General features: G+C 62.5%; 20 protein-coding genes. 3 read left to right on the top strand and 17 right to left on the bottom strand.

The features are described from left to right. The 3 genes from PUN51_RS12540 (at nt 1) to PUN51_RS12530 (ending at nt 4567) form a co-directional block, all read left to right on the top strand. Nucleotides 1-1593: a bifunctional 3-(3-hydroxy-phenyl)propionate/3-hydroxycinnamic acid hydroxylase gene (locus PUN51_RS12540; protein ID WP_275181174.1), complete on the top strand. Its 1593-nt coding sequence runs from the start codon at nt 1-3 to the stop codon at nt 1591-1593. A 67-nt stretch (nt 1594-1660) separates the two neighbouring features. Next, on the top strand, nt 1661-2452 hold the full coding sequence (locus PUN51_RS12535; protein WP_275181173.1) for an IclR family transcriptional regulator: 792 nt from the start codon (nt 1661-1663) through the stop codon (nt 2450-2452). A 105-nt stretch (nt 2453-2557) separates the two neighbouring features. Beyond that, on the top strand, nt 2558-4567 hold the full coding sequence (locus PUN51_RS12530) for a flavin-containing monooxygenase (protein ID WP_275181172.1): 2010 nt from the start codon (nt 2558-2560) through the stop codon (nt 4565-4567). Nucleotides 4568-4629: 62 nt separating this feature from the next. Here PUN51_RS12530 and PUN51_RS12525 read toward each other — a convergent pair whose 3' ends face one another. From PUN51_RS12525 to PUN51_RS12445, 17 genes are all read right to left on the bottom strand, one after another. Next, nucleotides 4630-4893: a hypothetical protein gene (locus PUN51_RS12525; RefSeq protein ID WP_275181171.1), complete on the bottom strand. Its 264-nt coding sequence runs from the start codon at nt 4891-4893 to the stop codon at nt 4630-4632. 24 nt (nt 4894-4917) lie between these two features. Next, the gene (locus PUN51_RS12520) at nt 4918-5121 is read right to left on the bottom strand and encodes a hypothetical protein (RefSeq protein ID WP_275181170.1); all 204 of its coding nucleotides are present in this window, start codon (nt 5119-5121) and stop codon (nt 4918-4920) included. A gap of 254 nt (nt 5122-5375) precedes the next feature. Next, nucleotides 5376-7355 (bottom strand): flavin-containing monooxygenase, encoded by a 1980-nt coding sequence (locus tag PUN51_RS12515; RefSeq protein ID WP_275181169.1) that lies wholly within the window; start codon nt 7353-7355, stop codon nt 5376-5378. 18 nt (nt 7356-7373) lie between these two features. Continuing rightward, a complete protein-coding gene (locus tag PUN51_RS12510; protein ID WP_275181168.1) occupies nt 7374-8969 on the bottom strand; it encodes an FAD-dependent monooxygenase in 1596 nt (531 codons plus the stop codon). 20 nt (nt 8970-8989) lie between these two features. Further along, nucleotides 8990-9832 carry a fumarylacetoacetate hydrolase family protein gene (locus tag PUN51_RS12505; protein ID WP_275181167.1) on the bottom strand — a complete coding sequence of 281 codons (843 nt, stop codon included), beginning with the start codon at nt 9830-9832 and terminating at the stop codon, nt 8990-8992. A gap of 779 nt (nt 9833-10611) precedes the next feature. Further along, a complete protein-coding gene (locus PUN51_RS12500) occupies nt 10612-11325 on the bottom strand; it encodes an SDR family oxidoreductase (RefSeq protein ID WP_275181166.1) in 714 nt (237 codons plus the stop codon). Continuing rightward, nucleotides 11322-12017 carry a TetR/AcrR family transcriptional regulator gene (locus tag PUN51_RS12495; protein WP_275181165.1) on the bottom strand — a complete coding sequence of 232 codons (696 nt, stop codon included), beginning with the start codon at nt 12015-12017 and terminating at the stop codon, nt 11322-11324. Before PUN51_RS12495 ends, PUN51_RS12500 begins: the two co-directional genes overlap by 4 nt. Beyond that, nucleotides 12014-12850: an ABC transporter ATP-binding protein gene (locus PUN51_RS12490; RefSeq protein WP_275181164.1), complete on the bottom strand. Its 837-nt coding sequence runs from the start codon at nt 12848-12850 to the stop codon at nt 12014-12016. The genes PUN51_RS12495 and PUN51_RS12490 overlap by 4 nt, the downstream gene beginning before the upstream one ends. Continuing rightward, nucleotides 12840-13613: an ABC transporter permease gene (locus PUN51_RS12485; protein WP_275181163.1), complete on the bottom strand. Its 774-nt coding sequence runs from the start codon at nt 13611-13613 to the stop codon at nt 12840-12842. Before PUN51_RS12485 ends, PUN51_RS12490 begins: the two co-directional genes overlap by 11 nt. Continuing rightward, nucleotides 13610-14377, bottom strand: a complete 768-nt coding sequence (locus PUN51_RS12480; RefSeq protein ID WP_275181162.1) for an ABC transporter permease — start codon at nt 14375-14377, stop codon at nt 13610-13612. The genes PUN51_RS12485 and PUN51_RS12480 overlap by 4 nt, the downstream gene beginning before the upstream one ends. Before the next feature lie 168 nt (nt 14378-14545). Then, the gene (locus PUN51_RS12475; protein ID WP_275181161.1) at nt 14546-15541 is read right to left on the bottom strand and encodes an ABC transporter substrate-binding protein; all 996 of its coding nucleotides are present in this window, start codon (nt 15539-15541) and stop codon (nt 14546-14548) included. A 122-nt stretch (nt 15542-15663) separates the two neighbouring features. Then, entirely contained in the window at nt 15664-17307 is a 1644-nt protein-coding gene (locus PUN51_RS12470; RefSeq protein WP_275181160.1) for a bifunctional 3-(3-hydroxy-phenyl)propionate/3-hydroxycinnamic acid hydroxylase, read from the bottom strand. Continuing rightward, nucleotides 17304-18056 carry an HpcH/HpaI aldolase family protein gene (locus PUN51_RS12465; RefSeq protein ID WP_275181159.1) on the bottom strand — a complete coding sequence of 251 codons (753 nt, stop codon included), beginning with the start codon at nt 18054-18056 and terminating at the stop codon, nt 17304-17306. The genes PUN51_RS12470 and PUN51_RS12465 overlap by 4 nt, the downstream gene beginning before the upstream one ends. Continuing rightward, nucleotides 18053-18505 (bottom strand): nuclear transport factor 2 family protein, encoded by a 453-nt coding sequence (locus PUN51_RS12460; RefSeq protein WP_275181158.1) that lies wholly within the window; start codon nt 18503-18505, stop codon nt 18053-18055. Before PUN51_RS12460 ends, PUN51_RS12465 begins: the two co-directional genes overlap by 4 nt. After that, on the bottom strand, nt 18498-19298 hold the full coding sequence (locus tag PUN51_RS12455; RefSeq protein ID WP_275181157.1) for a 2-keto-4-pentenoate hydratase: 801 nt from the start codon (nt 19296-19298) through the stop codon (nt 18498-18500). The genes PUN51_RS12460 and PUN51_RS12455 overlap by 8 nt, the downstream gene beginning before the upstream one ends. Further along, a complete protein-coding gene (locus PUN51_RS12450; RefSeq protein ID WP_275181156.1) occupies nt 19298-20158 on the bottom strand; it encodes an alpha/beta fold hydrolase in 861 nt (286 codons plus the stop codon). Before PUN51_RS12450 ends, PUN51_RS12455 begins: the two co-directional genes overlap by 1 nt. Then, on the bottom strand, nt 20155-21096 hold the full coding sequence (locus tag PUN51_RS12445) for a 3-carboxyethylcatechol 2,3-dioxygenase (protein WP_275181155.1): 942 nt from the start codon (nt 21094-21096) through the stop codon (nt 20155-20157). Before PUN51_RS12445 ends, PUN51_RS12450 begins: the two co-directional genes overlap by 4 nt. Nucleotides 21097-21604 lie beyond the last annotated feature (508 nt).

The following is a 21604-nucleotide window of genomic DNA, read 5'->3' as shown; positions in this document are numbered from 1 at the left end:
ATGGAAGCAACCACGAACTATGACGTCGCGATCGTCGGTTATGGCCCGGTTGGCCAGACTTTGGCCACGCTGCTGGGACGTCAGGGATGGTCGGTGGTAGTCCTGGACAAGCAAGCCGGCCTGTATCCCCTCCCCCGCGCTTGCCACCTTGACCATGAGGCGATGCGGATCCTGCAGGCGATGGGGATCTCCAAGGAGATCAATGACGCAATCGTTCCGGCTCGCGAATACCTGCTGCTCCGCGCCGACCTCAGCGTCCTGTCCAACCTGCCACGTGGCTGGGAAACTCCAAGCGGCTGGGAATCCTCGTACCACTTCTACCAGCCGGACATCGAGGGCATCTTCGATGCGACGGCCAGGTCGACCCCGGGCGTGACCGTTCGCCAAGCCACCAACGTGCGGACCATTTCCGAGCTCGGTGACAGGGTTGAGGTAAAGGTCGACGGCGGCACGGAACCTATCCTTGCGCGTTTCGTTGTGGGGGCGGACGGTGCCAACAGCCTGGTCCGTGAGCAGGCGGGGATAGCGAGGGATGACCTCGGATTTCAAGCGACCTGGGTGGTTATAGACGTCGAAATGGAAGCGGGTGCCACTGCCCCCGGGGTTCCGGACACCGGTCAGGTTCTTGATCCTGCGCAGCCCTCGCACATGGCCTGGCTGGGCGGCGACCACTACCGCTGGGAGTTCATGATCGTCGATGACGCCGATCCCGTGGAAGCAGCCAAGCCGGAGAACGTCTGGCCCAAGCTGCGTCGATGGATCACTCCGGAGACAGCCACTCTCCTCCGGTCCACCACGTACACGTTCCAGTCCTTGGTGGCCTCGATTTTCAACCGGGGCCGCGTATTGCTGGCCGGCGACGCTGCGCACCTGATGCCGCCGTTCATGGGCCAAGGGATGATCAGCGGGATGCGGGATGCCATGACGCTGTCCTGGATGCTCAACAAGGTGCTAAAGGGGACCGCTCCGGTTGAATTCCTGGACGCCTACACCGACAGCCGGCGGCCCCACGTAACGGAGTACATCGCCGAATCTGTCCGTGTGGGCCAGATGGTCTGCGAGACGAATCCGGCCAAGGCAGCCGAACGCGACCGCAAGCTGGAGGCGCAAACCGAGGCCAATCCGCCGTTTCAGCCCCAACTCGGGGCCGGTTTCGTGGACGGCCCCTTGGGCGGTCGACTGGCCGTCCAACCGCGCATTGCCGGTGACCGGGACGTCCTTTTGGACGATCTCCTCGGTTCCTCACTGACGCTGCTGACGGTTCAGCCGAACGTGCTGGACGGTCTGTCTGCCACCGCGGAGAGTCACTTGGAACTGCTGGACGTCTCTGTGGCCGCCATCAGTGCGGGGCCGGGTGACGCCACCCCGGGAAGCTTTGTTGAGCAAGGAAGCCGCTTCGCGGATTGGTTGGGTGCCGCTGACGCCGACTGGGTGCTGGTCCGGCCGGACGCCTACGTGTTCGACGCCGGCAAGGGCGCGGGGGCTTTGGAGGAGTCCATTGACAAGCTTCGGGCGTACATATGCCGGGAGGCGCGGATGTTGGCCCGAGATAAAGAGGCCGCCATGCTGGTGGGAGGTTCTGTCCATGCGTAGTGCCGGCGCATCCCAAGGTCTGTCTATGCTGGCTACAGACCACCCGCATACGAAGAGGCTGAGCCCCATGAATGTCACCGTCCCCGAGGAGTCCTCGACGGATCCGGCCTACCGGTACCCCATTGAGTCCGTCGAGAATGCCGCCCGCACACTCCTCATGCTGCGTTCAAGGTCCAGCATTCGCATCGTTGACGTGGCTGAGGAACTTGGCGCGGCACGATCAACAGCGCACCGAATGGTGTCCACCCTGGCCCAAGCCGGATTGCTGGAACGCCACCCGACCGACAAGTCGTTCGTTGCGGGTCCGGCGCTGATGCAACTGGCGCAGGCGCTGACGAACAAGGGCGACATCCGCACCGAGATCGAGCCAACCCTTGCCTGGTTGGCCAGGCAGACGGGGGAAACGGCCCACTATCTGGTCCTCAAGGAAGACCAGGCGTTGTTCCTTGCATGCGTGGAAAGCCCGCACATCATCCGCGCCGTCTCCCGGGTGGGGCACCGCCTTCCGGCCCACATCACCTCGGCTGGAAAATGCCTCTTGGCGGCCCTTCCTCCAGAAGAGGTGGATCGGATGTTCTCAGGGGATCGGAGCTGGACTACCGGCACCGATCTGGCGATCCACGACCGCGACCACTTGCTTGCCGAACTCGCCCAAATTTCCAACCGCGGGTGGGCCTTGAACAACGAGGAAAGCGAACCGGGGGTCATCGGCGTCAGTGCTGTTGTCCGTGATGACAAAGGGGAAGTCCTCGGCGCAGTAACTGTATCCGGGCCCGCGGAGCGCATGAGACCACGTATTACGGAAATCGTCGCGGCGGTCCGCACCGCAACGGACGATTTCCGCCTTCACAGGGGCTGACAGTACTCCTCTTAGTTCCCGAGTAACCGCGCGGATAACGCGCTATTTCCTGACCAAGACAACGTCGTCATTACCCGCGCCGTTAAGGCGCGCAGGAGGAAACTCATGAATGCTTTGACCTCGCCCGCGACCACCGCCAACCGGACCTCGCCCGTCCGCTTCAGAGACCTCTACGCCAGGGACGCCTATGCCCAGGTGACGGAGACCGACCAGGAGCTATGGACCTTCGTTGAAGGTGCGGAACTGCCGGTCCTCTTGGTCGCGCTGGCCGCGGCGTTGAAGGACATGTCGCTGCTGGAGCCGGACCTCTCCCCACCGTTGCCACCCATGGGCGCCACGACGGAACGCCACGGAGGCCTGAACGAGGACGAGATCGCCCGCGGACGGCAGATTGCCTTCGAAGGACTGCGCCGCCTGCGCGATGAAGACATCCGGACCGTAGCCGAACTAACCGCGGAGCAGACGGACTACATCCTGGACTGGTTCACCGGCGGACGCACCAGCTCGGATCCGGGCTGGGCGGGAGAAATGCAGCATGAATTACTCATCAGCCCCAAAAGGAACGGGTCGGCCAACTGGTCTTTCGAGGAGCTTTCCCATGGGCGAACCTTTGAGACGCTGATTGTGGGCGCCGGTGTCTCCGGCATCGCTGCAGCATACAGACTCAAGGAAGCCGGACTCCCCTATACCTGGATTGAATCCTCCCACCGGATTGGAGGAACGTGGTGGAAGAACCACTACCCCGGAGTCCGGCTGGACACCCCAACCTACGGATACAGCTTCTCCTTTGCGCAGCGCGATGACTGGCCGCATCAGTTCGCCAAGGGCGAGGAAGTCCTCGACTACCTGGAAGCGGTGGTGGACCGCGCAGAACTTGCGGATGAACTGGAACTCCACACGTGGCTGGAGAAAGCGGAATTCGACGAGGTGACCAGGACCTGGACAGCCACCACCGCATCCGCAGACGGGACCCGGCAAACCCGCCGCTTCAACGCCATCATCACCTGCGTAGGCCAGCTCGATCATCCCCACATCCCGACGTGGCCCGGGCAGGAGCACTTCACGGGCGCGCAGATGCACTCCCAGGAGTGGGACCACTCCGTGGACCTGCGCGGCAAGAAGGTGGCAGTCATTGGCACCGGTGCCAGTGCTTATCAGATCATCCCGGCAATCGTTGACCAGGTGGAGAGCCTGCACGTCTTCCAACGCAGCGCTCCTTGGATGCTGCCCGCCGAGAGCTACCATGAGCCGATGTCGGACACCGCCAATTGGCTGCATGCCAAGGTGCCCCATTACGGCAAGTGGTTCCGCCTCTGGGTCACTGCCCTTGGCATCGAAGGGCGCATCAACATCGCTGAAGCCGAGGAAGGGTGGGACAAGGCTCCCCTGAGCGTCAGCCCCAGGAACGAGGCCTTCAGGCAGGAGGTCATCCGCCGCATGGAGCTCCAGTACGAGGGCCGTCCGGACCTGCTCGACAAAGCAATCCCCAACTACCCGCCGTCGGCCAAGCGCATGCTCCGCGACAACGGCGTCTGGGCCGCCGCGCTCATGGCACCCGTCACCACGGTGGTGTCCGACGGGCTGGAGTCGTTCACCCCGACCGGACTGGTAACGGACGCGGGCGAATACATCGACGCAGATGTGGTGATTTACGCAACCGGGTTCCGGCCCTCCGATTATTTGGATCCCATTGAGATTGTTGGACGTGGCGGCCTGGAAATCCACGACTACTGGCAGGGAGACGCAAAGGGATTCGCAGGCATCACCGTGCCCAATTTCCCCAACCTGTTCATGATGCTGGGACCCAACACCACAGGAGTGGCCGCGGGCGGCCTGCACATCATGATGGAGCGCGCCGCCGAGTACGCGGTCGAGGCAATCCACCAGCTCCTCCTGCGGGACAAGGCTGCGCTCGACCTAAAACAGGAAGCACTTGACCGGCACATCGAGTGGGTGGACGCCGAGAACCGCCGCATGACGTGGGGGCAGCCCTATGTGACCAACTGGTACAAGAACCGCTTTAACAGGGTCTCCCAGGTGTGGCCTTTCAAAACCACCGAATATTGGCGGATCACTGACAGGATTGAGGCCGACGCCTACGAGTTCCTGCGATGACAAGCCGGACCGGTTCAGCTGACGGTTCACTTCCTTATCCTGCCCAACCGTGGAGCCGTCCTTTACCATTCATCGTCTAGGGTCTGTACGGATTCGCAATCATGGAAGTGGATCATTTTGCGCTCGTTCATGTCGGTTCTGATCCAGATGACGAGGCCGTCGGCTGTTCCTGTTTCCACTACGCCCACCAGCTTCCGGCCCCCGCGTAGCCGGAGAGCAATGGCAGCTCCGGTGCGGATGTTGGTCCAGGCCAGCAGTGGATGCATAGCCTTGGATCCGGAAGTGTTTCCCGTGGTACCGGGGATGCTGACCTTAGCGGGAGGCATCGATTGCTCCTTCGAGACTCCGCGTCATGCCTGATCTTTTTCTTGGCTCAGGCCGAATGGGACGTCGGGTGACAGGGTCACGGTGAAGTGGTGAAGTTCATGACGGGTTATAAGAACCCCCATTCCCCCCTTTGTCCGTGGGTCAGAATGAGCGGCTGCGACTGCGGCGTCGAGCTTTTCATTCAGCCCAGCTTTTTCCTGAACTTCAATGTCCGCAATTTTGTGCATCGGGGGTTGTCTCCTATCTGGGTAGGGGTTCTACGGCCGAGGGTGAGGGCGGCGCGCTGTCGATGTGATACTCGCGCCCACCGGGCCCCTGGCCTTCCGCGCCAGCGCGGCGCGTATCCGAAACGGTCGTAAAACCTCTGGGATGAAGAAAAGTACTGGGAATCCATGGGCAACCGACTGCCTCCTGGACTCGCGCCGTAAACGAATTCACGCTGTACAAGTTCCCTCAGCCAGTGCCAAGCAAGCCAGCGACGTTACGCAAGGAACTCGTGATCGTCGGCCTTGACCGTCTCCGTCGCTTCCCAGTACTCAACACTGGTGTAAGGCCATACTTGCGACACGCGGCCGTGCGAGTTCTGATACCAACTGCGCACGTAAGGCTGCCCCCAAGCCATCCGGCGGTTTCCGGCGTCGACCCATTCCACAAAGCGCTCCAGAGCTGCCGGCGTGACGTCGATCGCGGAGGCGCCACGCTGCAGGACCTCGTGGACCGCCTTCAGGGAGAACTCAACGGCCCGCTCGATCATGAAATGCAGGCTTCCCGCCACCACTCCTCCAACGTTCGGGCCATAGATCAGGAAAAAGTTCGGGAAATTGGGCACAGTGACACCGTTGTAGGCCCTGGCATCACCCTTCCAGAAGTCGTGGATTTCCACGCCCTCGCGGCCAACAACCTCCACCTCGTCAAGGTAGTCCGAGGGCTTGAACCCGGTGGCGAAAACCACGATGTCCACCTCGTGTTCAACGCCGTCCTTGTCTACGATCCCGTTCTCGGAGAACCGTTCAATCCCGGCGGTGATCACCGTGGTGCGCTCGGACTTGAGGGCCCCAGCCCACACACCGTTGTCTCGCAGCATCCGCTTGGCACCGGGCGGGTAATTGGGAATGGCGTTCTCCAGCAGTTCAGGGCGGTCTGCGAACTGCTCCTTGAGGCACTCGATCAGCACCTCCCGGACTTCCTGGTTTTTTGCCGAGACACTTAAGGGGGCGCCCTGCCAGCCGTCCTCGGCAGTCACTGTGTGCATGCGACCCGGGATGCCCTGAAGAGTCACCCACAGGCGGTACCACTGGGCGTAGTGGGGCACCTTGCGCCGCAACCAGTCAAAGGTGCCGCTGACAGTGTCGTGATAATTCGGTGCCGGCAGCATCCACGGCGCGCTGCGCTGGAACAGCACCAGCCCGGAAACGTCATCGGCCAGCGCGGGCACAATCTGGTAGGCGCTGGCGCCCGTGCCGATGACCGCCACGCGCTTGCCGCGGTAGTCGACGTCGTGCGACCAATCCTGGGAGTGCATGGTCACCCCGCGGTATTGATCGGCTCCCGGGAAGTCGGGGATGTTCGGCCGGTCCAATTGCCCCAGGGCGCTTACGACGGCGGCAAAGGTGCGCACCTGCTCCTGCCCGCCATGGCGGGTGGTCGCCTTCCATATGCGGGATTCTTCGTCCCACAGCAAGCGGACAAGACGGGTGTTGAACTCGATGGATTCCACCAGGCCCGCACGCTCGGCCACATCCCGGACGTAGTCCAGGACGTCACCGCCTTCGGCGAACTGGTGGGGCCAGTCCCCCCGCTGGGCGAAGGAATACGAATAGCCGAACGTGGGCGTATCGAGGCGCACACCGGGGTAGGTGTTCTTAACCCAGGTGCCACCCAGGGTGGGTGCATCCTCCACCACGGTGTAGGGCACGCCCGCCTGGGAATAGCGGTAGGCTGCTGCGATCCCGGCGATACCTGCACCGATGATCAGGACGGGAAAGTCACGGCCATCAGCCACCTCCTCAAACTGCCAGCCAGGGGCCCCGCCCTTGTCCGGGGCGAGATCGAGCTCATGCTTCAGCGACGGGTGCCAGTGTTCGCGGCCACCTGTGAGGAAGCCGAGGAGGTCCGAGACGGTGTTGCCCTCCAGCAGGTCCACGCTGGTGACTGCCTTGTCACGTAGCTGCCGCAGGCCCTCCAAGGCAAGGGCCTTGGCCCGCTCCTGCTGCTCCGCGGACATGCCACCGTGCGGATGGGGCTGTGTGTCCACCAACGTCAGGGGCGGCTGCAAGTCGCTGGTGAGGAACGAGGTATCGCCCAGCGCCGCCGCGATGGCGGTTAGCAGGACGGGGAGTTCCGCCTGCGCAATGATCTTTTCCAGTTCGCCGTCGTCCTCGACAATAGGCTCCGCGTTTGCCTCCCAGTAGAGGTCGTCAAACCGCGTCGTTCCAGACCTCGTTCCCTGCATGCTGGGCATTCTTTCCTCCTTGGTTGTTCAGCGCGGCGTGAGCGGGTCGACATACGACCGCAGTTTGTTGATGACAGCCTGCTCACTGTGCTCTGTGAACACGGCGGCGACGTAGCGGTCCGGTCGAACCACGACTGTGTGAGGTTTCGTCAGCCCCGGTAATGCGAGGACCCGTCCGCTATCAATCAGGAGTGGCTCGTTGCCATTTCCGGGTGATGCGGGGGGATGTCCCCCCAATCGAAGCCGGCGGGCACCGAGCAAGGACCAGAACTGGTTTCCCACAACTGCTCGGGTGCTTCCGGCTTCGAGGGTGATGAGTGCCCAGCCGCTACCCAGGTGAGAATCCAGCGGGGCTGTGAAGCCGTCCATGTCGGCTACTGAAGGCTGACTCAGGGCAAGGCCCACCCAGGCCGCTACTCGGCGATCAATGTCGCGACCGGCTTTGATCGCCACGCCGTTGCGGTAGTCCGGCGGAGTAATGAACCGCATGGACCCCAAGTACCGGTGGACAGCGGGAATCAGGCTGACCGTACGGAAAGCAATATCCCGGAGATTGGTCCGGACCCCCCCGACTGCCATGACCACCGCGCCGGTCCTGCGCGAGACCTTGACCATCTTGGCCGCGTGGGTGCGACGTTCGGACTCGTAAGTAGACAGGAGGCGGTCGGTGCCCACACCGCGGAGCACCTCCAGCAGCTTCCAGCTCAGGTTCAGGGCGTCCCGCAGGCCTGCGTTCAGTCCTTGTCCGGAGAAGGGCGGCATTAGGTGTGCCGCATCCCCGATCAGGAAGGCGCGGCCCGAACGGTACGTGCGAGCCAGTCGCTGGTGCGCTACATAGACCACGGCACGCCGGACGTCTTCGGTGCGGAGCTCCGGGTGGAAGGGCCTGGACAGCTCCAGGATCTTTTCCGGGGACGTCATTTCGTCTGCGTCTTCGTGATCGAAAAGCATGAACTCAAGCCGCAGGCGGCCCTTGATTCCAGGAACGAGGACGTAGGGACGGGTCCCGTTGCCATGGAACTCTGCGAAGGGTTCTCGTGCCCCGGGGACGTTGAGCAAGTCCACCACGATCCATCGTTCCTGCTGGGTGGAACCTACCAGGTCGATGCCCAGGCTCTCGCGGACAAAGCTGCGACCACCATCTGCCCCAACAAGCCAGGAGGCCGTCACGGTGCCGGCGCCGGCGTCGGATTCGAATCCGAGGCACACGCCGTCGGATTTCCGGTTGATGGAAGTTACCTGGGCACCGGCGAGGAACTCGATCCCTTGGTGGTTCCGGGCCTTGTTCCACAGCAGTTCTTCGAGCACGGGCTGGTCGAACTGCGACTTCGCAGGATGCCCGATGCGGGAGGGAACAGGCGTGGACGAAGCAAGTGGCCTGTCATTCAGCCCGAAGTAGCGGCTGCCGGTTCCCAGCAGCGATTCCGCCTTCAGCGCGTCCGCGAGGCCCAATCGGTCCATCGTCCGGAAGGTCTCGTCAGCGATGCTGATGGCCCGCGGCAGATCCATCGGCGCCGTGGCGGTTTCGAGCAGCACAACGCGTGCACCGCCGTCGGCAAGCAACAGGGCCGCCGTCAGTCCAACGGGACCGGCCCCCACGACCGCAACTTCGAAGTCCTCCATGGTGCTACCTCCACGCATCCTTAAGCAACGAGGACGTTGCGAAGGGTGCCGAGCTTGCCGACCTCGACTTCAACCACGTCTCCGGGGACCAGGAAGGTGGGCGGCTCCATGAACAGCCCCACACCGCCGGGCGTACCGGTGACGATGACGTCGCCGGGAGCCAGCGGGGTGAACGCGGTGACGTATTCGATGATGGCGGGGATGTCGAAGATGAGGTCAGCGACGGCGGCACGCTGCCGCACCTCACCGTTGACCCGGGTTTCCACCACGAGTTCGGTGACGTCGCCGACTTCCTCGGCGGACATGAAGTATGGGCCGAACGCTCCGCTGAGCGGGAAGTTCTTGCCAGGGGTCCACTGGCCCGTGTGGCGCTGCCAGTCCCGGGCGCTGAAGTCGTTGAACGCTGCGTAGCCGGCAATGTAGTTCCAAGCCTCTTCCGGCTTGACATGGTCTGCGTGCGCTCCGATCACCAGGGCAACCTCGCCCTCGTAGTCGTACATGGAGCTTTCGGCGGGGATCGGCAGGTCTGCGCCGTGGGCAGCCAGGGTATCTGAGAAACGTGCGAAGACGGTGGGCTTGCCGACCGAGTCGCGTCCGGTTTCTTCTTGGTGGCTCCTGTAGTTGACGCCGATGCAGATCACCTTCCCGGGGGTGGACAGAAGAGGCAGGAATGTGGTCCCTTCCACCGGCTGCGTCCGCGCGTTGTCTGATGCCAAGGGGGCGGACAGCAAGCCTTCCACGATCGCCGTTTGCAGGGACGGGCTGAGGTTGGCGCCGCTGGGCCCAAGGTCCAGAAGCTCTCCATCGGCTTCAAGGCCCCACGTGGCCTGACCGTCGTGATTGAGGTAACTCGCGTAGCGCATATTTGTCCTTTCTGCGGCCGGGTCGTTCATCGCGGCCGTACCTGTATTTGTGAATCAAGTTCGATAATGCATTATTAAACCATGAATGTATAGCGAGGGTAAGTGCGTATGCACTTTTACTGCACCAAGTGCTGCTCCAGGCCCCCGGGCTTCTTGATTGCGGAGGGGAAGAACTCCGCTGTGGGGCGCACTTGCGGGCAGTGTGGAGGAATACGGCCTCCCTCTTGCCATTGAGCCGGCCAGCCGTCCCGGGACACATTGAAGCCTCCATCCAGCCTCCCGAGGCGGGCTCCCGAGGAAGTAGGGGCAGCCCGGTCCGGTTCTACTTCACTGCGATGGGAAAGGCTCCGTGGAAACGGAAGTCTTCGCCGTTGCAGACGCCCCACCGGTCTAACCACGTCCGGTCGCCCTGGTCCCATTCGATGGGAGGACGGTTAACCTCATGAATGTGCTCCAGATCGGTGTACAACTCCACCCCCTGCCATTCGGCTCAACGTAATAAACGCGATGTGATGCCCGGCGCCGTGCCGCACCGGGCCCCAGATCAGCCTGCGGTCGTGCGACAGCCCGTCGCCCAGCCATCCAAGACCCGCGACAAACTGCGCCTGCCAGGCGTGGTGGTGCAGGGAACCACGACCATTGATGAGGGCAATGCCATGATGGTCCGGTTGGCCACCGCAGGAAGTATGCAAAATCCTGGCCGATGACGTCCGAAACCCTGAAGCCGAAGAACGCCACCCGGGAAGTCCTTAAAAAGCCTTTCTTTCAGGTGCCAGCCCTTAGACGGAGCGCGACGCGCCACCATCCACGCGGATGTTCTGGCCTGTGATGTAGCTTGATTCCCGGCTGGCGAGGAAACGGACTACGCTGGCTACCTCGTCGGTACCTGCAGCCCTGCGAAGTGGTATGCGGGTCGTCCACTCAGGCGGCACGGCATCGGGGTCTTCCTTGGTGAAGCCAGGCAGGACGTTGTTCATCCGGATCCCGGACGGCCCGTACTCGTCGGAATACAGCTTGGTAAAGGAACCCAGGGCGGCACGAAAAGTCCCGGAGACCGGGTAGTTAGGGTTCGGTTCATAGGGTGAACTGGTGGAGACGTTGACAATCGATCCCCCGCCGGCAGCAAGCAAATGGGGGGTTACGATTCTCGCGATCCGGATGACGTTCAAAAGGTACAGCTCGTAACCTTCGGTCCATTCGTCATCGCTGATCTCCAGCACCGGCTTCCTGGCAGCGTGGCCGGAGCTGTTGATGACGACGTCGATACGCCCGAATGCGGACAGCGCCAGCTCCGTGATCGCCTCAAGATCCGCGACGGAGCGGTTGGAACCTTCCAGACCCACCCCGCCCAGTCTGTGGGCCAGTTCCATGGCACTTCCCGACGGGGACATGCCAGCAACCCGGAATCCGTCCGCCGCCAAGGCCCGGATAGCTGCGCCCGCGATCCCGCGTCCGCCTCCAACTATCAGTGCGACGCGGTCCTGGCTTTTCATGCCCGCTCCCCCATGGCACCCAGCTCAGCGTAGTGCTGCACGAGTTTTTCCATGGCCAGGGCAGAAAGCTCTGCTGCCTCGGCGAAGTCAATCTGGTCCCCGGCCGACGCCGAAATGTAGAACCCGTCTGTCAGAGCGCGGCCGAGCATGACCACCTTGCGGGCGAGATCCGGCTTGACGTCCAGCGCTTCCTGCGGGATGCCGGGCGTCACTGCCTCAACCATGAGTTCATACATCTCCTCACGGACTTCCAAGTACTTCTGGCGTGCCGCGTTGCCCGCCAACCGCTTCTCAAGCGCGAAGAGCAGGCCGATAATCCAGAACGCTTCCTGCGCATTGGCAGGATCGGCGGAGTTCGCCGCGGAACCTGCGATACTCGTGCGGAGAATGGCCCTGTTTTCCGGGCCGCGGTGGCGCGTCTTCCAGTGCTCGAAGCAGTAGTCGATCAGGGCGGCGAACAAGCCTTCCTTGTTCTCAAAATGCCAGTACACCGAGCCGATCGGCAGTCCGGCCACGCGGGCCACCTCTGCCATAGTCGTTCCCTCGTAGCCCACCTTCACGGCCAGCTGCAGCACGGCTTCCAGGATGGCACGTTCGTTCTCCGGGGTGGACTGGTGGACCCGGCGCCGCTTGCCTGCCTCCGGCCTGTCTCCTCCGTTGCTCCTTGCCTCGGCGTCTGCCCGCGGGCTCATGCGTGCAACCCATCCCGGGCGGACATCCGTTCGCCGCCCGGGTTGGTCTTGGCGAACTGAACCTCCTCGTACACCTGGTGGCGAAGTTCGCCGAAGCGGTGCAGGGACCGTGTGTCAGCTTGGCTGCGGACATCGGAAAGGTCTATGTGGATGTCAGCCTGGACAATAGTGGGCGAGCTGGACAACACCAGGACGCGTTCAGCCAGGTAGACGGACTCGTCAATGTCATGGGTCACGAAGAGGATGGTCATGTCCAACCGCTTCCAGACTTCACGGACCAGGTCCTCCAGCTCTCCGCGGGTTTGCGCGTCGACGGCCGCGAAGGGCTCGTCCATGAGCAGGACGCTCGGGTTGGAAGCCACGGCACGGGCGATCGCCACGCGCTGCTGCATGCCGCCGGAGAGCTGCCACGGGTAGCTCTTGGCAGCGTGGGACAGGGTGACTGCCTCAAGCGCATCCTTGACCCGGTCCTTACGCTCAGCCTTGGGCACGCCGGAGGTCTTGAGCGGCAGCTCGACGTTGTCCTCGACGCTCAACCAAGGGAAGAGGCTGCGGCTGTATTCCTGGAAGACCACGGCCATGCCCTCGGCGGGCCCGGAGACGCGCTTGCCGTCCAGGACCACTTCACCGGATGTTGGATCCAGGAGCCCGGCAATGCATTTGAGCAGCGTCGTCTTTCCGGAACCGGAGGGCCCGACCAGGCAGGCGAACTCGCCGGCGTGGAGATCAAATGTCAGTGACCGTACGGCCTCCACCTCGTTCCGTGTGCCTGCACTATATACCTTGCGCACCTGCTGGACACTGAGCCGGATATCCGACTTGCTAGCCGTCATTGGAGGCCTCCTTCAGACCGTAGTACCATCCCAGAACCCGCTTCTGGATTGCCTGGAATACCACCGAAAGCAGCACTCCTATGATCCCCAGGAGAAATATTCCGCTCCACATTTCGGGGATCGCGATGCGGTTCTGGAAGTTGATAATGGAGTAGCCAATACCGTCGGTCGACGCGAACATTTCCGAGACGACCAAGAGGATAAGCCCCACCGCAAGGCTATGCCGGATACCGGCCATGATGAGCGGCGAAGCGCCGGGAAGCACCAGGTAGCGTATGCGGTCGAAGCCGCGCAGCCGGTAGACGAGCGCCGTGTTCTTCAGCACTTCGTCTAGGGACCGCACGCCTTCGATCGTATTGAGCAGGATAGGCCAGAGGCAGCCCAGGACGATCACCGTGATCTTCATCGTGTCATTGATGCCGATGAGCAGGAGCAGCACCGGGATGAGGATGGTTGAAGGCACTGCCCGGATGAATTCCAGCAGGGGTTCCAGGAACCAGCGCAAGCTGCGTGAGAGCCCGATGGCGATCCCCAGCGCGACCCCGAGTATCAGGGAGACGGCAAGGCTGATGAGCAGCCGGCCCATGCTGGGCACGACGTCGGTGAAGAACTTCTCGCTGAACCACACGTTGATGAACGTGGTAGCCAGTTTGTCCGGCTTGGGAACGAAGAAGTTGGCTCCCTGGGCTGTGAACGCCCACCAGATGGCAATGAGGACTGTCGGCAGGCCGAACCACATGCCGAGGCGCTTGAGGACGATCATGCCGCCACCTCCGAACGGACCGAGCTGTGCCAGAACAGCACCTTGCGCTCGATGAAGCGGAAAATAAGGTTCACCAGGATGCCCAGGAGGCCGGATGTCAGGATCAGTGCGATCATCGCCGCCGGGTTGTCGTTCAACTGGGCCTGCGCCACTGCCCGGCCTATTCCGGGCGTACCGACGATGAGTTCGGAACTGATCGCAAGGATCAGGGCAACCGTGGCAGCAAGGCGGATGCCGGTCATCAGGTACGGCAGGAGCGTGGGCAATACCAGGTGCCGAACCCGCTGAAGCCACGTCATCCGCAGCGTGCGAACGGTGTCGTCGGCCACCTTGTCAATGTCCGTGATGCCGTACATGGCCTGGATCAGGACAATCCAAAAACAGCCGTAAACCACAATCAGGAGTTCGGCGCCGATCCGCGGTCCAAAGAACAGTGCGGCCAAGGGAATCAGGCCTACAGCAGGAATGGGACGCAGGAACTCGACCGTGGTGTGGGTTGCAGCGCGCAGGAAGCGGCTCGAACCGATGAGCAAGCCCACTGCGAGGCCGCCCAGCGTGGCGATGGTCAGGCCAAGGAACCAGGCCCACATCGTCTGGCCCACGGTGAGCCAGAACTGGGTGAAGGTGAAGTTTTTAAGGAGGGTAGGAATGACCACCGATGGTGGTGGCAGGTGGTGCTGGCTGACTGGGCCAAAGGCGGAGAAGAGTTCCCAGGCGATGAGTGCCGCCAGGATGCCGGCGACGCCCAGGACGTAGGGTCCCACAGCAATCCACCGGTCAGCACGACGCACTCTGTGTTCCCGCGCAGGCGGGGCACTCACAGCCACGCTCCTCAGCGTTGGACTTTGCGTTTCCACGGTTTTGTTCTGCTCTCATTTGTGCGATCAGTGGCTGGCGGGGGCCGCAGGGGGGAGCGGCCCCCGCCAGCGGCTTTATGGTTTCCAGATCACCTTGGCCACATCGGGCGTGGTGTTCACGATGCCGTACTTGACGAGCAGATCCGCAAACAACTGGATTGTCTCCTGTGAGACATCCGGGTTGTAGAGCGAGAGTTGGGCCTTCTTCGAAGCCGCGGGATCGGTGCCCAGGGCCGCCGGCATGGCGTCGCGGATCAGATCATTGTTTTGGGTCAGGAAAGGCAGGGCTTCCTTCATGGCTTCCGTGAACCGCTTGACCTTGTCCGGATCGCTTTGCACCAGTTTGCCGCTGGAGATGGAGACCAGTTCGTTGGCGCCAAGGCCGGTGTCGTGGATGAAGTCGCTGACGACACGGCCGCCCTTGGACACTACCTGCTGGATGAAGGGAGAGCCTGCCATACCGGCGTCGATCTGGCCGGCTTCGATCTGGGCTGCAACTTCCGGGAAGGACAACTGGACGAAGGTCACCTTCTTCGGGTCGCCGCCGTCCTTGGCAATGGCTTCACGGATGCCGATCTCGCCGATGCCACCCAGCGCGTTGACGGAAACCTTTTTACCTTCAAGGTCCCGGGCAGATTTGATGGTGGATGAGGCACCCACTACCACGGCGGTGGAGTCTTCAACGATTTTGGGGTCATTCTGGGTGACACCTTCAACGATGCGGACATCGAGCCCCTGGGTGGTGGCCGTCAACGCCGTCACAGGGCTTGCCAGCATGAAGTCCAGGTCACCGGTCGCCAGCGCAGGCAGCTGTGCCGCACTGCTGCCTGCGCCCACTACCAGCTGCAAATCGATTCCATGCTTTTCGAAGAAGCCTCTGTCCTTGGCAACCTGGAAGGCTGCCACGGTGTTGGACGGGAAGATGCCGTAGGTGACCTTGGTGAGCGCTCCGGAGCTGCTGTCCGCAGCAGCGGGGGCGCTGCCGTCGACAGATCCGGATGCGCAGCCGCTGAGCGCCAGTGCCAAGGCTACGGCGCCGACGGCCGCTGCGCGGGTTTTGTTGATATTCATCGATTCGCTCTCCCTTGAGTGATTGCTGCGCGGGCCTTTGCCTGCCGTCTTCAGCGACGAGTTGCAGCAACAGTATTTTGCTAATTAAGCCTTTGCCAACAGGTTATGCATTCTTAAATATGTTATGCGTTCTGAGGCGTAAGTGTGACGTCAGCCACGCTGAAGACCTCGTCCAGAACACCGCTGAGCTCTTGCGCGAGACACTCCGCAGCCACCACGTGGTCCGGACGCACAACGATCGCCGAGAAGGGCCTCTCGTCGAACCAGGACTTCAGGACGCCGCTTTCGTCACCAACAACGCGAACGCCGGGTGCAGCAGCAACTTTGGCCCACGGCAACTGCGTGGCCGGCACTGCATGGACCAGAACGCCGCCAAGCCGTCCGAGCTTCTCTGCCGCGACCTCACTCACGAACGCCATGGGATCGTTGTTCCAGACCACCACACGCCAGCCTTGGCCGGTGGCATCGTCCAGCAGGACCGACTTACCGTCCTCGCTGCGGACTGTGGGCTGAGGGAACAGGGTTCCCACCGTCCGCGGAGCGTCTTCCCGGTCGGGCAAGGACTTCCACGTCGGGAGCTTCGACGGAACCACAACGCCGTGATCGTACTTCGGCATAGGCTTATAGCCTTGGCTGTTCAGGCGTGCGCGGGCCCTGGGGAGCCGGTCCACCACGGCGGCAGCCATATCGCGGACAGCCGTGCGGAGCCTGTTGTGGTCTGTGACCAGGTTCGCCATGTTCAGCGACAACGCCACCATGGCCTTCACGTGCTCCCGGCGCTCGTCTTCGTAGGAATCAAGCAACCGGTCACTTGCTTTCCCCTGGACGACGGCCGCGAGTTTCCAGCCCAGATTCAAGGCATCCCGGATTCCGGAGTTCCACCCTTGACCAGCCACCACAGGCATAACGTGTGCAGCGTCGCCGGCCAGAAGGAAGCGGCCTACGCGGAACTTCTCTGCGACCCGGGCGTGATGGGCATAGACCCGACGGCGGATGATATCCAGGCTCGCGGGATCGGGCACGTGGGGGGCAAGCAGGGCGAAGACGAACTCATCATCTTCGGCCAACTCTTCCGATTCCCCTTCAAACAGCGTGAACTCCCAGCGCCGGATGCCGTGGGGCAGGCTAAGGGTTGCGTAGCCGCGGCTTGGGTCTCCACCGAATACCGCGTGCGGTGTGCCGATGGGATCGTTCGCGACGTCGATCACGAGTCCGCGCGTCGATCGGGTTTCGCCTTCGAACTTGAGCCCCAGGTGCTGACGGGTCAGCGAGCGGCCACCGTCGCAACCCACGACGTAGCTGCCCGTAATCCGCTCCGCACCGGTGGGCGTGCTGACCGTGGCGGTGACGCCGTCGGAATCCGATGCGAAAGCCTCCACCCGGCAACCGAAACGCACCTCCACATGGGGGTACCGCGCCAGCCCCTCGAGTAGGGCCTTATCAACGAGTGGCTGGATAAAGCCGTTACGTCGGGGCCAACCGAACTCACGGGTGGTGGGGTTGATCTCTGCGAGGATCTTGCGGTCGCCGTTGATGATGCGGATCTTCTGGTCGGGGACCGTGTGCGGAAGCACCTTGTCCACCAGCCCAATGGTCTGCATCGTCCGGAGCGCTTCGTCGTCAATGCCCACGGCGCGGGGGTAGTCGATGAGCTCGTCGCGGCCTTCGAAGACCACCGTACTCACGCCAAACTGGCCAAGGAGGTTGGCCAAGGTCAATCCGACCGGACCGGCTCCGATGATAATAACGTCCCTGCGGTCGCTCATTTTGTGCCCCTCAGGGTCTTGATGGATTCTTGGGCCGCACGGCTAAGGAATACAAGGTCAATGCCGAGGCCGACATAGTCGACGAGGTCCCGGTCAAGAAGGTCGGCGGCATAGGTACCGGAGCCCGAATAGATGCCCAAGGTCACGCCGTGTTCCCTCGTCAAAGCTGCCAAGTCGATGATGGCTTCCCGGACAGGTCCGTCCTCCCAGTCTCCCCTGCCGGGAAGACCGAAGGATACGGCCAGGTCCGCCGGTCCGATGTAGATGGAGTCCAGGCCGGGAGTCGTGACAATCTCTTCCGCGTTCTTCAGGCCCGCCACTGTTTCAATCTGGGCGATGGTAGACACTGCAACGTTGCCCGCTTCGGTGTAGGACTCTCCCTTATAGAGGGCAGGCCTGCTGGGACCGAGACTACGGTTGCCCACGCCGGGGTACTTGGTGACCTCCACCAGCATTCGCGCTTGCTCGCCCGACTCGATGGTGGGGGCGATGATTCCGCGTGCGCCGCTGTCGAGTAGGCGAAGGATGGGGGCCGGATCCAGGCTTCCCACCCGCGCATAGGCGTAGGCGGAATCCCGCGGTGCGGCCCGCAGCATGGCGCAGGCTGCTTCGAGTCCCACTTCGCCGTGCTGCAGGTCGACCACCACGCCGTCGTAACCGGCAGCCAACGCCCACTCCGTGACGGCGAGGGAAGGGATGGCCTGGTGCAACAGTGCCGGCGGCCGACCGCCGCGGCTCTCCCACTTCATTTGACGGCGCTTTCCGTCAGGCGCTTGGCGTGCGCGGCAGCGTTCATGCCGCCGAAGATGGGGTCGATCTCGCGGCGCGCGATCTTCCACTCGCCATCCACCTCGCGGTAAACCTCCCGGAATTCACCTACGCTGGCGGGCATCAGCGGATTCTCCGAAGAGTCGCGGAACGTCAGGTACTGCGTCCAGCCATGGAGTTCGTCGCCTACCCATTCCAAACGGATACCGCCGATGAGGTGGCGGCCCACCACTCCCGTGACCTTGGCACGACGTTCGCCCCAGGCCTTGATGGCCTCCCGCCCGTCCATGTCTCCAAGGGGGCCGGTGGAAACTGCGTCTTCGGTGTAGAGCTCCCACGTCGTGTCAGCTTTGCCGTGGTCGAGTCGCCACAGAAGTTCCGCGACGAGCGCCTCGATGGCCACCCGGGTTTCAACGGTTATCTTACGCATCGACGGCCTCCGTCAGGTGTGCGACGACGTCTCCGAACCCGTGGGAGTACCTAGCCGTGTACGTGACGTTGGGATCCCAGTCCACGATCAGGCCGATGGATCCGGAGAGCAGGATCTCTCCCGCGCGAAGGGGTTTGCCGATCCTCAATGAGGTTTCCGCCAACCACTGGACTGCGTTGATGGGATCACCCATGACGTTGCCTCCGACGCCGCGCGTCAGTTCCTCGTTGCCGCGGTAGAGGACCATCTCCACTTGTTTGAGGTCGACTTCGCCGTAGGGGATGCGGACAGATCCGGTAACGATTCCCTCGCACGCGGCGTTATCGGCGATCGTGTCCACGATGCCCATCTTGTAGCTGTGATAGCGGTTATCCACCAGTTCCATTGCAGGGGTGACGTAATCGATGGCGGCTTCCACAGATGCCAAGTCGGTGTCCAGGATGTCCGACTTGAGGATGAAAGCCAGTTCGGCTTCGATTTTGGGGTGGAAGTACGCTGACGACGGCCGCTCAACAGGGGATTCGAAGACCATGTCGTCGAGGATGATGCCGTAGTCCGGCTCGTCCACGCCGGCACGCTCCTGAACCACAGGGTTGGTCAGCCCAACCTTTCGGCCAACACGACGGCGGCCTTCCACGGCTTCGCGCTGCTGGGTGACGAGCTCGGAGATGCGGTAGGCGGCGTCCTTGTCCTTCTCCGGCAGTCGGTGGCGAACAAATTCGATAGGGGTGCGCGTGATGCGCGCCTTGTAGAGATCGTCCGCGATCTCCGTAATGATGTCCGGCATCTTCATCACGCCTTTCTGCTGAGGAAGTCGAGTGCTTTTGCGTTGAATGTCGCGGGATCCTCCCACTGCGGCCAATGGGCGGCGTTGCGGATCAGCGTGAATTCGCCGTCCGGAATTGCGGCCGCCAAGGTCTCGCCCGTCGCCACGCCGCCGGTCGGCTCATGGTCCGTCCAGACGAGCAGGGCTGGAACCGGGATGGCAGCGTAGTCTTCCTTGGTCACCTGGTTCCGGGCACGGATGTCCGGAACCTGGAGCGCCATGATGTGCTCCATGGAGGTGATGAAGCCCGGCCGGCCGTAGACAGCGCGCCGTACTTCCACCAGTTCGTCCGTGATCTGTTCGGGATTGTGGATGACCACCTGGAGCCGCGCTTTGACGTTCTCGTAGGTGGGGTCCTCCACGGCCCTGCGGCTGATTGGGCTGACCCGATCCATGGACATAGGGCCCACCATGCGGCCGCCGGGAGCGCTGAGGACAATGGTGTGCAGGCGCTCGGGGTGGTGCGCGGCGAACTTGATGGCGATCCACCCGCCCAGGGACTCCCCCAGGAGGTGAACCTTGTCCAAGCCGAGCACGTCCAGGAGTTCCAGGAGATGTGCCTCGTAGTCCGGGATTTCCAGGTCGGCATCAGCCAACGTGGAAAAGCCATGCCCGGGGTAGTCGTAACCGATGACCCTGTACTTCTTCGCCAGTGCACGAATGTTGTGCGTCCACGCTTCGATGTGCCCGCTGGTGCCGTTGAGCAGGACCACGGTTTGCTCGCCGGCGCCCACCGTGAGAACCCGTGTCCGCCACGGACCTGCCTGAACATACTCGAGGGTGTGGGGAAGATCGGCAATCTCCCCCCACATTGTTTTGCGGGTCATGAGTCTTGGGGAATGGCAGCGGTGATGCCGAAGCCGGCACCCCAGGTCTTGACGGGCCAGTAGCGGTCAACAACCATGCGGTAGTCCCCCGCCGTCGACAATGCGCTGAACGCGGCGATCCACGAACGCATCTCGTGGGCGGCGCTTCCGCCTTCGGCGATGAATTCGTCGTTGTCCCAGCTGTCTACGTCACTCAGGGAGCCCGAACGGAACACCTTCATCAACTTCTGGTCCCATTCCTCATTAAGGGGAGCGCTGGATGCGCGTCCTTCGGCAATTGCCTGAATGCCCTGTATGATCTTCCCTTCCCTGGCCGCCCGGTCCTCCTTCGACGGCGAGTAGGACACCAGCCGCTGCTGGACCGGCTCCGGCGAACCGTCGTACTCGGGAATCGGCGGGTTGTGCGAAAGTCCGCCGGATGCCACCAATAGGACTCGCTTATCCAACTGCTGGGCAGCACGGCCCAAGGCCTCGCCCATCAAGCGGATGCGCGCCATGGGGGTCAGGGGCTTGCCGATCGCATTCACGAAGACGGGAACAAAAGGACGGGTGAAACCTGCACCGAAGAGGAATTCCAGGGGCTGCATGACGCCGTGGTCAACCTCCAGTCGCTCGGAGCGGGCGATGTCGATCCCCTGGGCGATGGTCAGTGCGTGCAGTTGCCGTGCTGTAACGGAATCGACGGGAAGCGGCCCCTCCCCCGTGCCGTAATCACCGACTCCCACGGCCTGCGCACCAATGGCGAACGGCGGCATCATCGAGTACAGGACGCCGTTGAAGTGATCCGGGCCGAAAATGACGGTGACGTCCGGGTCGAAGTCCGCAACGAATGGGCGGACTTCTCCCAGGGCCTCATTAATTTCGGCGAAGATCGTTCCGCCCGGATCGACGTTTCCAAATGATGGCGCGTGTGACAACGCGGCAAGTGCAAGCGACATTGCTTTCCCTCTCAGTGATCCCGACCACACCCCGGTCGTTCCCTAGAGTCTAGATTCTAGATTCGACATTCCGCAAGACCCGTTTGCAGGTTTATTCCTTGCGCCCGAAGTTGTTGGTAATTGTTGGCCCATCTTTCTGACGGCACATCGGAAAGACGCCGGTGGGGTGCAGGATCGACTTCTTTCCCACGAATTTAGGACTGTCTATCTTCGTTGCACTCCGCGAACTACTGTTCGCCCCCCGCAGCGCATCGGGATTGCACGGGCCCTTTTCGGGGCGAAGGTTTGCGCATTGATGAGCTGAAGGCGGCATGGGACCGTGCCCACAGCAGCGAGGGCTGCTCGCCGAACAAGGCGGGAGAAAGGCGTGGTGACAGTCATGGTCACCCACGACCACGACATGTTCGATTGATGCAATAGATTGCCGTAGAAGATGTTCGATGGCGGCCTGGCGGGAGCCTTGCAGGCACGCAATCCACACCTACGGGATCACCGCATTGCCCAGGAT

This window comes from Arthrobacter sp. NQ4, assembly GCF_029077345.1.
Classification (GTDB): Bacteria; Actinomycetota; Actinomycetes; order Actinomycetales; family Micrococcaceae; genus Arthrobacter.
Note: the sequence above shows the minus strand (reverse complement) of the source record. Positions and strands in the feature narration are given on the sequence as shown.